This window comes from Curtobacterium sp. MCSS17_005 (assembly GCF_003234225.2).
GTDB classification, from domain to species: domain Bacteria; phylum Actinomycetota; class Actinomycetes; order Actinomycetales; family Microbacteriaceae; genus Curtobacterium; species Curtobacterium flaccumfaciens.
On the sequence record NZ_CP126258.1, the window covers coordinates 3536858 to 3549928 of the forward strand.

The following is a 13071-nucleotide window of genomic DNA, read 5'->3' on the forward strand; positions in this document are numbered from 1 at the left end:
TCGTCCGGGGTCTTGTAGATCGAGGGCTTCTTGAACCGCACCACGCTGGTCAGACGGTCGCGGAGAGCCCGCGGCCCGCCAGCGCCGTCTGGATGCGGTCGCCGACCTCGTCGATGGCACCGAGGCCGTCGACGTCGACGACGAGGCCACGCTCGCCGTACGCCGCCACGATGGGCGCCGTCTGCTCGGCGTAGACCTGCTGGCGACGACGGATCGTCTCCTCGTTGTCGTCGCTGCGGCCCTGGTCCTCGGCGCGCTTGAGGAGGCGACCGACGAGCTCGTCCTGGTCGGCGACGAGCTGCACGACGGCGTCGATCCCGGTGCCCTGCTCAGCGAGCAGCGCGTCGAGGTACTCGACCTGACCGACCGTGCGCGGGTAGCCGTCCAGCAGGAAGCCGTGCTCGGCGTCGGGCTCCTGCAGGCGGGACTTCACGAGCTCGTTCGTCAGGGAGTCCGGCACGTAGTCACCGGCGTCCATGATCGCCTTCGCCTGCACACCGAGGGGCGTGCCCTCTGCCACGTTCTTGCGGAAGATGTCCCCGGTCGAGATCGCGGGGATCCCGAAGGACTCGGCGATGCGGACGGCCTGGGTGCCCTTCCCGGCTCCGGGAGGTCCGACGATGATGAGACGTGCGCTCAACGGAGAAGCCCTTCGTAGTGACGCTGCTGCAGCTGCGAGTCGATCTGCTTCACGGTCTCGAGACCGACACCCACGATGATGAGGATGCTCGCGCCACCGAACGGGAAGTTCTGGTTCGCGCCGAACAGCGCCAGTGCTGCCAGCGGGATGAGCGCGATGAGACCGAGGTAGAGCGAACCGGGCAGCGTCACCCGGGTGAGGACGTAGTCGAGGTACTCGGCGGTCGGACGACCGGCACGGATGCCGGGGATGAACCCGCCGTACTTCTTCATGTTGTCGGCGACCTCTTCGGGGTTGAAGGTGATCGCCACGTAGAAGTACGTGAACCCGACGATGAGCAGGAAGTACAGGACCATGTAGAACCAGTTGTCACCCGAGGTCAGGTTGTTCTGGATCCAGGTCACCCACGCGGCCGGCTCGGAGCCGTCCGAGGGCTGGTTGAACTGCGCGATCAGGGCCGGCAGGTACAGCAGCGACGAGGCGAAGATGACGGGCACGACGCCGGCCATGTTCACCTTGATCGGGATGTAGGTGTTGTTGCCGCCGTACGTCCGCCGCCCGACCATGCGCTTGGCGTACTGCACGGGGATCCGCCGCTGTGACTGCTCGACGAACACGACGGCCATCATGATCACGAGTCCGACCAGGATCACGAACAGGAAGAGCTCGAACGACTGCGACTGCTCGATCGCCCAGAGCGCCGACGGGAACTGCGCCGCGATCGACGTGAAGATCAGGAGCGACATGCCGTTGCCGATGCCGCGCTCGGTGACGAGCTCGCCCATCCACATGATGAGGCCGGTACCGGCGGTCAGCGTGACGACCATCAGCATGATGGCGTACCAGCTGTCGTTCGAGATGATCGACGTGCAGGACGCGGAGGCGTTGGTGCCGAACAGGGCGCCGGAGCGGGCGACCGTGATCAGGGTCGTGGACTGCAGGACACCGAGCGCGATCGTGAGGTAGCGCGTGTACTGCGTCAGCTTCGCCTGGCCCGACTGGCCCTCCTTGTAGAGGGTGTCGAAGTGCGGGATGACCACACGCAGGAGCTGCACGATGATCGACGACGTGATGTACGGCATGATGCCGAGCGCGAAGACCGAGAGCTTCAGCAGCGCGCCGCCGGAGAAGAGGTTGATGAGGTCGTAGAGACCGCCGGAGGACGACGCGCTGGCGAGACAGCTCTGCACGGCGGCGTAGTCGACGAACGGTGCCGGGATGTACGACCCGAGACGGAACAGCGCGATGATCGCGAGGGTGAAGCCGATCTTCTTGCGAAGATCAGGGGTGCGCATGATGCGCGCGACCGCTCTGAACACGATGACTCCGAACTTGTGGGACCGGGGCCGTCGATCGCGGCCGGACCGGTTTCGGTCGGCAGGGCCGACCCGGCTGGCGGATGCCGGCCACTGTCAAGGAAACCGTAACGGCGGCCCGTGCGCAAACGCACGGGCCGCCGACGGGGGTTACTGGGAGACGGTGCCGCCAGCAGCCACGATCTTCTCGGCGGCGGACGCCGAGACCTTGTCGACCGTGACCGTGATCTTCACGGTGATGTCACCCTGACCGAGAACCTTGACCTTCTCGTTCTTGCGGACGGCGCCCTTGGCGACCAGGCCCGCAACGGTGACGTCGCCACCGTCGGGGTAGAGCTCCGAGATCTTGTCCAGGTTCACGACCTGGTACTCGACCCGGAACGGGTTCTTGAACCCGCGGAGCTTCGGGGTGCGCATGTGCAGCGGCATCTGCCCACCCTCGAAGCCGACCCGGACCTGGTAGCGGGCCTTCGTGCCCTTGGTACCACGTCCAGCGGTCTTGCCCTTCGAGCCCTCACCGCGACCCACACGGGTGCGGTCCTTCTTGGCGCCCTCGGCGGGGCGGAGGTGGTGCAGCTTCAGCACCTGCACGCGCTCGTTCTTCTCGTCGCTCATGCGTCGACCTCCTCGACCTTCACGAGGTGCGCGACCGTCGCGATGTACCCGCGGTTCTGGGCGTTGTCCTCACGCTCGACCGTACGGCCGATGCGCTTGAGGCCCAGGCTGCGCAGGGTGTCGCGCTGGTACTGCTTCTCGCTGATAACGGACTTGATCTGCGTGATCTTCAGGGTCGCCATCACGCACCTGCCTTCTCGGTCGCGGCACGCAGGGCTGCGGCCTCGGCCTGGAGCAGACGAGCCGGGACGACCCGGTCGACGTCGAGGCCACGACGGCTCGCGACGGCGCGGGGCTCCTCGAGCTGCTTCAGGGCCTCGACGGTCGCGTGCACGATGTTGATGGTGTTCGACGAGCCGAGCGACTTGCTCAGGACGTCGTGGATGCCGGCGCACTCGAGCACGGCGCGGACCGGACCACCGGCGATGACACCGGTACCGGCAGCGGCCGGACGCAGGAGCACGACACCGGCAGCGGCCTCGCCCTGCACCGGGTGCGGGATCGTGTTGCCGACGCGCGGGACGCGGAAGAAGTTCTTCTTCGCCTCCTCGACGCCCTTGGAGATCGCCGTGGGGACCTCCTTGGCCTTGCCGTAGCCGACGCCCACGAGGCCGTTGCCGTCACCGACGACGACGAGCGCCGTGAAGCTGAAGCGACGACCGCCCTTGACGACCTTCGACACGCGGTTGATGGTCACCACGCGCTCGAGGAACTGGCTGTCGCCACCGCGGTTGTTGCGGTCACGGCCCTGCTGACGGTCACGCCCGCCGCCACGACGTCCGCGCTGGTCTGCGGAGTCGCGGTTGTTCGACGCGGAGCCCGCGGCGGTCTCGACCGGACGCTCGGCGACGGCAGGTGCCTCCGCCTCCTTGCCGGTCTTGGCGGCCTCGGTGGCCGTGGCCTCCGTGCTCGCCTCGGTGGTCTCCGTGGCCTCGACGGCCTCGGTCTTGGCGTCTTCGTTGGTGTTCGCGTTGTCGCTCACAGGTTCAGCCCTCCTTCACGGGCACCATCGGCGATCGCGGCGACGCGACCGGCGTACTTGCTGCCACCGCGGTCGAAGACCACGGCCTCGACGCCAGCCGACTTCGCGCGCTCGGCGAGGAGCTCACCGACGCGACGGGCCTTGGCGGTCTTGTCGCCGTCGAACGAGCGGAGGTCTGCCTCCATCGTCGAGGCGCTTGCGAGGGTGTGACCCTTCGAGTCGTCGATGACCTGCACGAACACGTGACGCGACGAGCGGGTGACGGCGAGACGGGGACGAGCCTCGGTGCCGGTGATCTTCTTGCGGAGACGGTTGTGACGACGCGCCTTGGCGGCCGCCTTGCTCTTGCCTCGTGTCTTGAGGAGTCCCATGATCACTTACCTGACTTTCCGGCCTTGCGGCGCACGTTCTCGCCGGCGTAACGGACACCCTTGCCCTTGTAGGGCTCGGGCTTCCGGAGCTTCCGGATGTTCGCGGCGACCTCGCCGACAGCCTGCTTGTCGATACCGGCGACGGTGACCTTGTTGTTGCCCTCCACCGCGAAGCTGATGCCCGCCGGCGGCTCGACCGTGATCGAGTGGGAGTACCCGAGGGCGAACTCGAGGTTCGAGCCCTTGGCCGCGACACGGTAACCGGTGCCGACGACCTCGAGGCCCTTGGTGTAGCCCTGGGTCACGCCGATGATGTTGTTGGCGATGAGGGTCCGGGTCAGTCCGTGGAGCGAACGCGACTCGCGCTCGTCGTCCGGACGGGTGACGAGGACCTGGTTCTCCTCGACCTTGGCCTGGATGGGCTCCGCGATGACGAGCGCGAGCTCGCCCTTCGGACCCTTGACCGCCACGTTCTGACCGTCAACGGAGACGGTGACGCCGGCGGGGATGTCGATGGGGAGACGTCCGATTCGTGACATTGTCGATCACCACACGTAGGCGAGGACTTCCCCACCCACGCCCTTCTGCTCGGCTTCGCGGTCGGTCAGGAGGCCGGAGGAGGTCGAGAGGATCGCCACGCCGAGGCCACCGAGGACCTGGGGGATCTCCGTCGACTTCGCGTAGACCCGGAGGCCCGGCTTCGAGACGCGCTTGATGCCGGCGATCGAACGCTCGCGCTCGGGGCCGTACTTCAGGTCGATGGTGAGGGTCTGCCCGACTCGGGCGTCCTCCACCTTCCACTCACTGATGTAGCCCTCACGCTTGAGGATGTCGGCGATGTTCTTCTTGAGCTTGGAGCTCGGGAGCGCGACTGCGTCGTGGTGCGCGGAGTTCGCGTTCCGCAATCTGGTCAGCATGTCTGCGACCGGATCGGTCATCGTCATGATGTTCGTCCATTTCTCGCCTGGTTTCGACACCCGTTCCACGAATGCCGACCTGAGCGATCGAGTGATCCCGGGGCGGTTCCCCGAGATCGGTGTGTTCGTGCGTGCGGGCCGGAGGACGTGAATCCTCCGGCCCGCACCGCCCGAAGTAGTTTAGACCGTCTGCTCGTTGGAGCGGAACGGGAAGCCGAGCTGGCGGAGCAGCGCGCGTCCCTCGTCGTCCGTCTTCGCGGTGGTCACGACAGTGATGTCGAAGCCGCGGACACGGTCGATGCGGTCCTGGTCGATCTCGTGGAACACGGACTGCTCCGTGAGACCGAACGTGTAGTTGCCGTTGCCGTCGAACTGCTTGTCGCTGAGACCGCGGAAGTCGCGGATGCGGGGCAGTGCGAGCGTCACCAGGCGGTCCAGGAACTCCCACGCGCGGTCACCGCGCAGGGTGACGTGCGCGCCGATGGCCTGACCCTCGCGCAGCTTGAACTGTGCGATGGACTTGCGGGCGATGTTGACCTGGGGCTTCTGACCCGTGATCGCCGTGAGGTCCTTGATGGCCCCCTCGATGATCTTGGAGTCACGAGCGGCCTCGCCGACACCGGTGTTCACGACGACCTTGACCAGGCCGGGGACCTGGTTGACGTTCGCGTAACCGAACTGCTCGGTGAGGGCCGACTTGATCTCGGCCAGGTACTTCTGCTTGAGGCGCGGCTGGATCTTGCCAGCGGGCGCAGCAGTCGTGTCAGTCATCAGAGCTTCTCACCAGACTTCTTCGCGTAGCGGACACGGACGGTCTTCTTGACGCCGTCCTTCTCCACCTCTTCGGTGCGGAAGCCGACACGCGTCGGCTTCTTCGTCTTCGGGTCGACGAGTGCGACGTTCGAGACGTGGATCGAGGCTTCGTGCTGCTCGATGCCACCGGTCTTCGAACCGCGCTGCGTCTGACCGACGCGGACGTGCTTCGTGACGAAGTTCACGCCCTCGACCACGACGCGGTTCTTGTCCTTCAGGACCTCGATGACCTTGCCCTGCTTGCCACGGTCGCCGCCACGCTCCTGCGTCGCGCCCGTGATGACCTGGACGAGGTCACCCTTCTTGATGTTCGCCATGGCTTACAGCACCTCCGGCGCGAGCGAGATGATCTTCATGAACTTCTTGTCACGGAGCTCGCGACCGACCGGACCGAAGATGCGCGTACCGCGCGGGTCGCCGTCGGCCTTGAGGATCACTGCCGCGTTCTCGTCGAACTTGATGTAGGAGCCGTCCTGACGACGGGTCTCCTTCTTGGTGCGAACGATGACCGCCTTGACGACGTCACCCTTCTTCACGTTGCCGCCGGGGATGGCGTCCTTCACCGTGGCGACGATGACGTCACCGAGGCCGGCGTAGCGACGACCCGAGCCACCGAGCACGCGGATGGTCAAGATCTCCTTGGCACCCGTGTTGTCGGCGACCTTCAGGCGGGATTCCTGCTGAATCACTGCTGTCTCCTATTCCGAAGCAGGCCGAGGCCTACTTGGCCTTCTCGAGGATCTCGACCAGGCGCCAGCGCTTGGACGCGCTGAGGGGACGGGTCTCGCTGATCACGACGAGGTCGCCGACACCAGCGGTGCCGAGCTCGTCGTGGGCCTTCACCTTGGACGTACGACGGATGATCTTGCCGTAGAGCGCGTGCTTCACGCGGTCCTCGACCTCGACCACGATGGTCTTGTCCATCTTGTCGCTCGTCACGTAGCCGCGACGCGTCTTGCGGTAGCCGCGAGTGAGGGCGGCGGAGTTCTTCTCTTCGTTCGCCATTACTTCTCCTCGGCGGTCTCGGCCTCGGTCGACTCGGCCGGCTTGTCAGCCTTCTTCGTCGTCTTCTTGGCCTTGGGGGCGGTCTCGACGGGCGCGGGAGTGGCACGGATGCCGAGCTCGCGCTCGCGGAGGACGGTGTAGATGCGGGCGATGTCGCGCTTGACGGCACGGAGACGACCGTGGCTCTCCAGCTGGCCGGTGGCCGACTGGAAGCGGAGGTTGAAGAGTTCCTCCTTGGCCTTCTTCAGCTCGTCAGCGAGACGCTCGTTCTCGAACGTGTCGAGCTCCGTCGGACGGAGCTCCTTGGAACCGATCGCCATTATGCGTCGCCCTCCTCGCGCTTGATGATGCGTGCCTTGAGGGGCAGCTTGTGGATTGCACGAGTCAACGCCTCACGGGCGATCTCCTCGCTGACGCCGGAGAGCTCGAAGAGCACCCGGCCCGGCTTCACGTTCGCGACCCACCACTCGGGCGAACCCTTACCGGAACCCATGCGGGTCTCGGCGGGCTTCTTGGTCAGCGGACGGTCCGGGTAGATGTTGATCCAGACCTTGCCACCACGCTTGATGTGACGCGTCATGGCGATACGAGCGGACTCGATCTGACGGTTGGTCACGTACGCCGGGGTGAGGGCCTGGATGCCGTAGTCGCCGAAGCTGACCTTGGTACCACCGGTGGCCTGACCCGAACGCTTCGGGTGGTGCTGCTTGCGGTGCTTGACTCGACGGGGAATAAGCATGGTTACGCCTCAACTCCTGCGCCGGCCGGCGCGTCCTGCGGGGCCTGCTGCGGACGACGGTCACCGCGGTCGCCGCCACGACGGTCGCCGCCACGGTCGCCACGCTCACCGCGCGGGCCGCCACGACGCTCCGGGCGCGACGAACGCTGGTTCGCCTGCTCGCGAGCGAGCTCCTTGTTCGTGATGTCGCCCTTGTAGATCCAGACCTTCACGCCGATGCGGCCGAACGTGGTCCGGGCCTCGTAGAAGCCGTAGTCGATGTTCGCGCGGAGGGTGTGCAGCGGCACACGGCCTTCGCGGTAGAACTCCGAACGCGACATCTCGGCGCCGCCGAGACGGCCCGACACCTGGATGCGGACACCCTTGGCGCCGGCGCGCTGTGCACCCTGCAGGCCCTTGCGCATGGCGCGACGGAACGCGACACGAGCGGAGAGCTGCTCGGCGATGCCCTGCGCGACGAGCTGGGCCTCGGTCTCGGGGTTCTTGACCTCGAGGATGTTCAGCTGGATCTGCTTCTTGGTGAGCTTCTCGAGCTCACCGCGAACGCGCTCAGCCTCGGCGCCGCGGCGGCCGATGACGATGCCCGGACGAGCCGTGTGGATGTCCACGCGGACGCGGTCACGGGTGCGCTCGAGCTCGATGCGTGCAACACCGGCGCGGTCGAGGGTCTTCTTCAGGTACTCGCGCACCTTGATGTCCTCGGCCACGTAGTCGGCGTAGCGCTGACCGGCCTTCTTGCTGTCGGTGAACCAGTGCGAGACGTGGTCCGTCGTGATCCCGAGACGGAAGCCGTACGGGTTGACCTTCTGGCCCATTACTTGCTCGCCTTCTTGCTCGTCGCGGCAACCTCGGCCTCGTCAGGCGTCGCGAGGACGACCGTGATGTGGCTGGTGCGCTTGTTGATGCGGAAGGCGCGGCCCTGGGCGCGCGGCTGGAACCGCTTCAGGGTCGTGCCCTCGTCGACGAAGACGCGGCTCACGTAGAGGTCGCGCTCGTCGAGGAAGCTGTTCGTCGAGTCCGCCTTGACCCGTGCGTTCGCGATCGCCGAGGCGACCAGCTTGTACACGGGCTCCGAAGCGCCCTGGGGGGCGAACTTCAGGATGGCGAGGGCCTCGTGGGCCTGCTTGCCGCGGATCAGCTCGATGACGCGACGGGCCTTCTGAGGCGTGACGCGGATGTGTCGCACGCGTGCGATCGACTCCACCATTTCGTTCCTCCTCTGCGTCGCCGCCTCAGCGGCGACGGCCCTTCTTGTCGTCCTTCACGTGACCACGGAAGGTGCGGGTCGGCGCGAACTCGCCGAGCTTGTGACCGACCATCGACTCGGTGACGAACACCGGGATGTGCTTGCGGCCGTCGTGGACGGCGATGGTGTGCCCGAGCATGTTCGGGACGATCATCGACCGACGCGACCACGTGCGGATCACGTTCTTGGTGTTGGCCTCGTTCTGCGTGACGACCTTGCGGAGCAGGTGCTCGTCGACGAAGGGGCCCTTCTTCAGACTGCGTGGCATCTTCTGAACTCCTACTTGCGCTTCTTGCCGGCGTTACGGCGACGGACGATGAGCTTGTCGCTCGGCTTGTTCGGCTTGCGCGTCCGGCCCTCGGACTGACCCCAGGGGCTGACCGGGTGACGACCACCGGAGGTCTTGCCCTCACCACCACCGTGCGGGTGGTCGACCGGGTTCATGGCGACACCACGGACGGTCGGGCGGACGCCCTTCCAGCGCATGCGGCCGGCCTTGCCCCAGTTGATGTTCGACTGCTCGGCGTTGCCGACCTCGCCGATGGTGGCGCGGCAGCGTGCGTCGACGTTGCGGACCTCACCCGACGGCAGACGGAGCTGCGCGTAGGGGCCGTCCTTGGCGACGAGACGCACCGAGGCGCCGGCGGAGCGAGCCATCTTGGCGCCGCCACCGGGGCGGAGCTCGATGGCGTGCACGACGGTACCCACGGGGATGTTGCGCAGCGGCAGGTTGTTGCCGGGCTTGATGTCGGCGCCGGGGCCCTGCTCGATGACGTCGCCCTGCTTCAGCTTGTTCGGCGCGATGATGTACCGCTTCGTGCCGTCCACGTAGTGCAGGAGCGCGATGCGCGCAGTGCGGTTGGGGTCGTACTCGATGTGAGCGACCTTGGCGTCGACGCCGTCCTTGTCGGAGCGACGGAAGTCGATCACGCGGTACTGGCGCTTGTGGCCACCACCGATGTGACGCGTGGTGATACGGCCGGAGCTGTTGCGACCACCGGTCTTCGGCAGCGGACGAAGCAGTGACTTCTCCGGAGTCGAACGGGTGATCTCAGCGAAGTCGGCGACCGACGAGCCGCGACGACCCGGGGTCGTCGGCTTGTAGTTACGAATAGCCATGATTTATCCCTCTGGTCCTCAGCCGACAGCCGTGAAGATGTCGATCGAACCGGACTTGAGCGTCACGATGGCGCGCTTGGTGTCCTTGCGCTTGCCGAGACCGAACTTGGTGCGACGGGTCTTGCCCGGGCGGTTCAGCGTGTTGATGCTCGCGACCTTGACGTCGAAGATCTTCTCGATGGCGAGCTTGATCTCGGTCTTGTTCGAGCGGGGGTCCACGATGAACGTGTACTTACCCTGGTCGATGAGCGCGTAGCTCTTCTCCGAGACGACCGGCGAGATGATGACGTCGCGCGGGTCCTTGTTGAAGCCGCTCATGCGGTGATCTCCTTCGCGGTCTTCGACGCGATGAAGGCGTCGAGGGCGCTCTTGCTGAAGACGACGGCGTCCGAGCGCAGCACGTCGTAGGCGTTGAGCTGGCCGTACGAGAGCGCGTGGACGTTCGACAGGTTGCGGATCGACTTGAGCGTCAGCTCGTCGTCCGTCTCGAGCACGACGAGCACGTTCTTGACGGGCGCGACCTTCTCGAGGAGCGTGCGGGCGGTCTTGGTCGACGGCAGTTCAGCCGCGACGAAGCCCTCCACAGCGGAGATGCGGCCACCGCGGGCGCGGTCCGAGAGCGAGCCGAGCAGAGCAGCGGCGATCATCTTCTTCGGGGTGCGCTGCGAGTAGTCGCGCGGGGTCGGTCCGTGGACGACGCCACCGCCGGTGTGCTCCGGAGCGCGGACGGAACCCTGACGGGCGCGGCCGGTGCCCTTCTGCTTGAACGGCTTGCGACCGGCACCGCGGACTTCGCCACGGTTCTTGGTCTTGTGGGTGCCCTGGCGCGCCGCTGCGAGCTGCGCGGTGACGACCTGGTGGATCAGCGGGACGTTGGTCTCGACGTCGAAGAGAGCTGCGGGGAGCTCGACGGTGCCGGACTTGGCACCCGATGCGTCGAGGACGTCGATCGTGGTTGCGGTCGTGGTGGCCATGATCACTTACCCTTCACGGCGGTGCGGACGAAGACGGAGCGGCCGCGAGCACCGGGGACGGCGCCCTTGACGAGCAGCAGACCCTTCTCGGCGTCGACGGCGTGCACCGTGAGGTTGAGGACGGTGACACGCTCGCCACCCATGCGACCGGCCATCCGCATGCCCTTGAAGACGCGCGACGGCGTCGACGAGGCACCGATGGAACCGGGCTTGCGGTGGTTGCGGTGCGCACCGTGCGATGCGGAGACGCCGGCGAAGCCGTGGCGCTTCATGACACCCGCGAAGCCCTTGCCCTTGGACGTGCCGACCACGTCGACCTTCTGGCCCGCGGTGAACGTGCCGTCCACGGTGAGCTCCTGGCCGAGCGTGTACTCAGCGGAGTCGTTGGTGCGGATCTCGGTGAGGGTGCGACGCGGGGTCACGCCAGCGGCCTCGAAGTGGCCGGCGGCCGGCTTGTTGACCTTGCGCGGGTCGATGGCACCGGCAGCGATCTGGATCGCCTCGTAGCCGTCGCGCTCAGCGTTGCGGATCTGGGTGACCACGTTCGGGCCGACCTCGATCACGGTGACGGGGATGAACTTGTTGTTCTCGTCCCACACCTGGGTCATCCCGAGCTTCTTGCCGAGGAGGCCCTTGACGGTCTTGGTGGAGTTCGCCATTGGTCAGCCCCCTTACAGCTTGATCTCGATGTTGACGTCTGCCGGCAGGTCGAGTCGCATGAGCGAATCCACGGCCTTCGGCGTCGGGTCGACGATGTCGATGACCCGCTTGTGCGTGCGCTTCTCGAAGTGCTCGCGCGAGTCCTTGTACTTGTGAGGGGAACGGATCACTGCGATCACGTTCTTCTCGGTGGGGAGCGGCACCGGGCCGACCACGGTTGCACCGGCACGGGTCACCGTGTCGACGATCTTCCGGGCCGACGTGTCGATGACCTCGTGGTCGTACGACTTGAGCCGGATGCGGATCTTCTGTCCCGCCATGTGTCTCTTGTCCTCTCTGCGCCGCGCACCCTCTGGCCGCCTGACGCCGCTCGGTTCCGCATTCCCGCGGACCGTGCTGTTTTCCTGAACCAACCGGTCGCATCCACTGGGGATGACCGCTGTTCACCTGTCAACCTCGCGGGCGACCGTGGCCGTCCAGCGTGGGCAATCGACTGCCTCGTGCTCCGGGCGCAGCAGTGGTACACCGCGTCCGTCACCCTTCGGGGAGTCGTGTTCTGCTGCCTGCGGCCCAACCCAGCCCTGCTGAACAAGGGGGTTGTGCACTGCCAGAGCAGTGATCCTGTGGGCGTACACCCACGGGGAATTCGGAACCGGACAAGTCTCGCATAGCCCCGGCCCACGTGCAACCCGGGCGTGTCGCGAATTGCCGGGCGTGTCCCGACGGCTCACTTGCCCGGATCCACGCGGATCGGACGGCCTGGAGGCCCGGCTCGGCTCCGCAACGCGGAGCACCCTCCGGACGGGGTCCGGAGGGTGCGTCGACACGGGTCAGGAGACCGTCACTCGGCGGTCACCGGGGGCACGAACCACGGCGGGAAGACGGCCACTCGAGGAGCGTGTCCACCGTGGTCGGCGAGCACGGCGCGGACGGTCTGCCGGGCCTTGTCGTTCGGGACGCCGATGACCGCGACCGACGTGAACGGCACACTCGGGCCGGCGAGCAGCTCGAGGCCGTGCATCTCCGGGTCCGTGAAGTCGGTGCGACGGATCAGGTTCGTGGCGGCGTCCGGTCCGACGGCGAACCGGACGTCGTCGGCGTCGGCGTCCTGGTCGGCGACGATCACCGAGGCACCGAATGCCGAGACCGGCACGACGAGCACGACGTAGTCGATCGCCCGGGTACGGCGGGCGGCGTCCGACCAGCGCTCTCCGTCTGCGCCCGTGCGGAGCTCGTCCCAGCGGGTGGCGTCGGGCGACAGCGTGAACGGCACGTGACCGGCGATCGAGGAGCCGTCGGGTGCCTCTGCCTCGGCGCGGGCGGCGCGGGTGTCGGCGGAACTGACGTCCACGACCGGCTCGGCCTGGTCGGACGCCAGGATCGCGCCGGCGCCGACGATGCCGTCGAGGTTGTCGATGTGGGTGACGTGGTGGGCGCGGAGCGCTGCGAACTCTCGCGCTTCGGGCAGGTCGGCGGACGACGAACGGAGCGACGTCGGCGACCGGAGCGACGTCCCGGGCCCGGAGGCCGGCGGGTCGACGCGCAGGTTGGTGGTGATGCGGGTCCGGCGGGGTGCCGGGGTGGCTGGGATATCCGACGCCTCGCGCTGCCGGGGTGCGCAGATGTCGCAGAGCTCGGTGGGGAATCCGTGGATGCACTCGTCGGTCACGACTG

Annotated in this window: 23 protein-coding genes; all 23 read right to left on the minus strand. The window is 66.9% G+C overall.

The genetic code is table 11. The features are described from left to right. Positions 1 to 49: 49 nt before the first annotated feature. The 23 genes from DEJ20_RS16875 to DEJ20_RS16985 all read right to left on the minus strand — a co-directional run bounded on the left by DEJ20_RS16875 (position 50) and on the right by DEJ20_RS16985 (position 13066). Positions 50 to 640: an adenylate kinase gene (locus DEJ20_RS16875; RefSeq protein ID WP_111234640.1), complete on the minus strand. Its 591-nt coding sequence runs from the start codon at positions 638 to 640 to the stop codon at positions 50 to 52. After that, positions 637 to 1959, minus strand: a complete 1323-nt coding sequence (secY, locus tag DEJ20_RS16880) for a preprotein translocase subunit SecY (protein ID WP_027466722.1) — start codon at positions 1957 to 1959, stop codon at positions 637 to 639. The genes DEJ20_RS16875 and secY overlap by 4 nt, the downstream gene beginning before the upstream one ends. Before the next feature lie 147 nt (positions 1960 to 2106). Beyond that, positions 2107 to 2571, minus strand: a complete 465-nt coding sequence (gene rplO, locus DEJ20_RS16885) for a 50S ribosomal protein L15 (protein ID WP_027466723.1) — start codon at positions 2569 to 2571, stop codon at positions 2107 to 2109. Then, complete coding sequence (gene rpmD, locus DEJ20_RS16890; RefSeq protein WP_173168934.1) at positions 2568 to 2753, minus strand: 50S ribosomal protein L30; 186 nt, start codon at positions 2751 to 2753, stop codon at positions 2568 to 2570. The genes rplO and rpmD overlap by 4 nt, the downstream gene beginning before the upstream one ends. Beyond that, a complete protein-coding gene (rpsE, locus tag DEJ20_RS16895; protein WP_111234639.1) occupies positions 2753 to 3553 on the minus strand; it encodes a 30S ribosomal protein S5 in 801 nt (266 codons plus the stop codon). Before rpsE ends, rpmD begins: the two co-directional genes overlap by 1 nt. After that, positions 3550 to 3924 (minus strand): 50S ribosomal protein L18, encoded by a 375-nt coding sequence (gene rplR, locus DEJ20_RS16900; RefSeq protein WP_027466725.1) that lies wholly within the window; start codon positions 3922 to 3924, stop codon positions 3550 to 3552. Before rplR ends, rpsE begins: the two co-directional genes overlap by 4 nt. Before the next feature lie 2 nt (positions 3925 to 3926). Further along, positions 3927 to 4463, minus strand: a complete 537-nt coding sequence (gene rplF, locus DEJ20_RS16905) for a 50S ribosomal protein L6 (protein ID WP_017885518.1) — start codon at positions 4461 to 4463, stop codon at positions 3927 to 3929. A gap of 6 nt (positions 4464 to 4469) precedes the next feature. Next, a complete protein-coding gene (rpsH, locus tag DEJ20_RS16910) occupies positions 4470 to 4868 on the minus strand; it encodes a 30S ribosomal protein S8 (RefSeq protein ID WP_017885519.1) in 399 nt (132 codons plus the stop codon). Between the two features lie 153 nt (positions 4869 to 5021). Beyond that, on the minus strand, positions 5022 to 5612 hold the full coding sequence (rplE, locus tag DEJ20_RS16915; protein ID WP_110859500.1) for a 50S ribosomal protein L5: 591 nt from the start codon (positions 5610 to 5612) through the stop codon (positions 5022 to 5024). Then, positions 5612 to 5971: a 50S ribosomal protein L24 gene (gene rplX / locus DEJ20_RS16920; protein ID WP_017885522.1), complete on the minus strand. Its 360-nt coding sequence runs from the start codon at positions 5969 to 5971 to the stop codon at positions 5612 to 5614. Before rplX ends, rplE begins: the two co-directional genes overlap by 1 nt. Positions 5972 to 5974: 3 nt before the next feature. After that, entirely contained in the window at positions 5975 to 6343 is a 369-nt protein-coding gene (rplN, locus tag DEJ20_RS16925) for a 50S ribosomal protein L14 (RefSeq protein WP_017885523.1), read from the minus strand. 31 nt (positions 6344 to 6374) lie between these two features. Beyond that, positions 6375 to 6659: a 30S ribosomal protein S17 gene (rpsQ, locus tag DEJ20_RS16930; RefSeq protein WP_017885524.1), complete on the minus strand. Its 285-nt coding sequence runs from the start codon at positions 6657 to 6659 to the stop codon at positions 6375 to 6377. After that, on the minus strand, positions 6659 to 6979 hold the full coding sequence (gene rpmC / locus DEJ20_RS16935; protein ID WP_017885525.1) for a 50S ribosomal protein L29: 321 nt from the start codon (positions 6977 to 6979) through the stop codon (positions 6659 to 6661). The genes rpsQ and rpmC overlap by 1 nt, the downstream gene beginning before the upstream one ends. Next, positions 6979 to 7398 carry a 50S ribosomal protein L16 gene (gene rplP / locus DEJ20_RS16940; protein WP_017885526.1) on the minus strand — a complete coding sequence of 140 codons (420 nt, stop codon included), beginning with the start codon at positions 7396 to 7398 and terminating at the stop codon, positions 6979 to 6981. Before rplP ends, rpmC begins: the two co-directional genes overlap by 1 nt. A 2-nt stretch (positions 7399 to 7400) precedes the next feature. After that, a complete protein-coding gene (gene rpsC / locus DEJ20_RS16945; RefSeq protein ID WP_017885527.1) occupies positions 7401 to 8213 on the minus strand; it encodes a 30S ribosomal protein S3 in 813 nt (270 codons plus the stop codon). Then, positions 8213 to 8605, minus strand: coding sequence for a 50S ribosomal protein L22 (gene rplV / locus DEJ20_RS16950; protein WP_035809257.1), 393 nt, complete (start codon positions 8603 to 8605; stop codon positions 8213 to 8215). Before rplV ends, rpsC begins: the two co-directional genes overlap by 1 nt. 25 nt (positions 8606 to 8630) lie before the next feature. Further along, complete coding sequence (gene rpsS, locus DEJ20_RS16955; protein ID WP_017885529.1) at positions 8631 to 8912, minus strand: 30S ribosomal protein S19; 282 nt, start codon at positions 8910 to 8912, stop codon at positions 8631 to 8633. A gap of 11 nt (positions 8913 to 8923) precedes the next feature. Then, the gene (gene rplB / locus DEJ20_RS16960) at positions 8924 to 9763 is read right to left on the minus strand and encodes a 50S ribosomal protein L2 (protein ID WP_027466728.1); all 840 of its coding nucleotides are present in this window, start codon (positions 9761 to 9763) and stop codon (positions 8924 to 8926) included. 18 nt (positions 9764 to 9781) lie between these two features. After that, the gene (gene rplW, locus DEJ20_RS16965; protein ID WP_027466729.1) at positions 9782 to 10081 is read right to left on the minus strand and encodes a 50S ribosomal protein L23; all 300 of its coding nucleotides are present in this window, start codon (positions 10079 to 10081) and stop codon (positions 9782 to 9784) included. Then, positions 10078 to 10737, minus strand: a complete 660-nt coding sequence (gene rplD / locus DEJ20_RS16970; protein ID WP_027466730.1) for a 50S ribosomal protein L4 — start codon at positions 10735 to 10737, stop codon at positions 10078 to 10080. Before rplD ends, rplW begins: the two co-directional genes overlap by 4 nt. A 2-nt stretch (positions 10738 to 10739) precedes the next feature. Further along, the gene (gene rplC / locus DEJ20_RS16975; protein ID WP_111234638.1) at positions 10740 to 11396 is read right to left on the minus strand and encodes a 50S ribosomal protein L3; all 657 of its coding nucleotides are present in this window, start codon (positions 11394 to 11396) and stop codon (positions 10740 to 10742) included. A 12-nt stretch (positions 11397 to 11408) separates the two neighbouring features. Further along, entirely contained in the window at positions 11409 to 11717 is a 309-nt protein-coding gene (gene rpsJ / locus DEJ20_RS16980) for a 30S ribosomal protein S10 (RefSeq protein ID WP_017885534.1), read from the minus strand. A gap of 521 nt (positions 11718 to 12238) precedes the next feature. After that, positions 12239 to 13066, minus strand: a complete 828-nt coding sequence (locus tag DEJ20_RS16985; RefSeq protein ID WP_111234637.1) for a DarT ssDNA thymidine ADP-ribosyltransferase family protein — start codon at positions 13064 to 13066, stop codon at positions 12239 to 12241. Between the last annotated feature and the right edge of the window lie 5 nt (positions 13067 to 13071).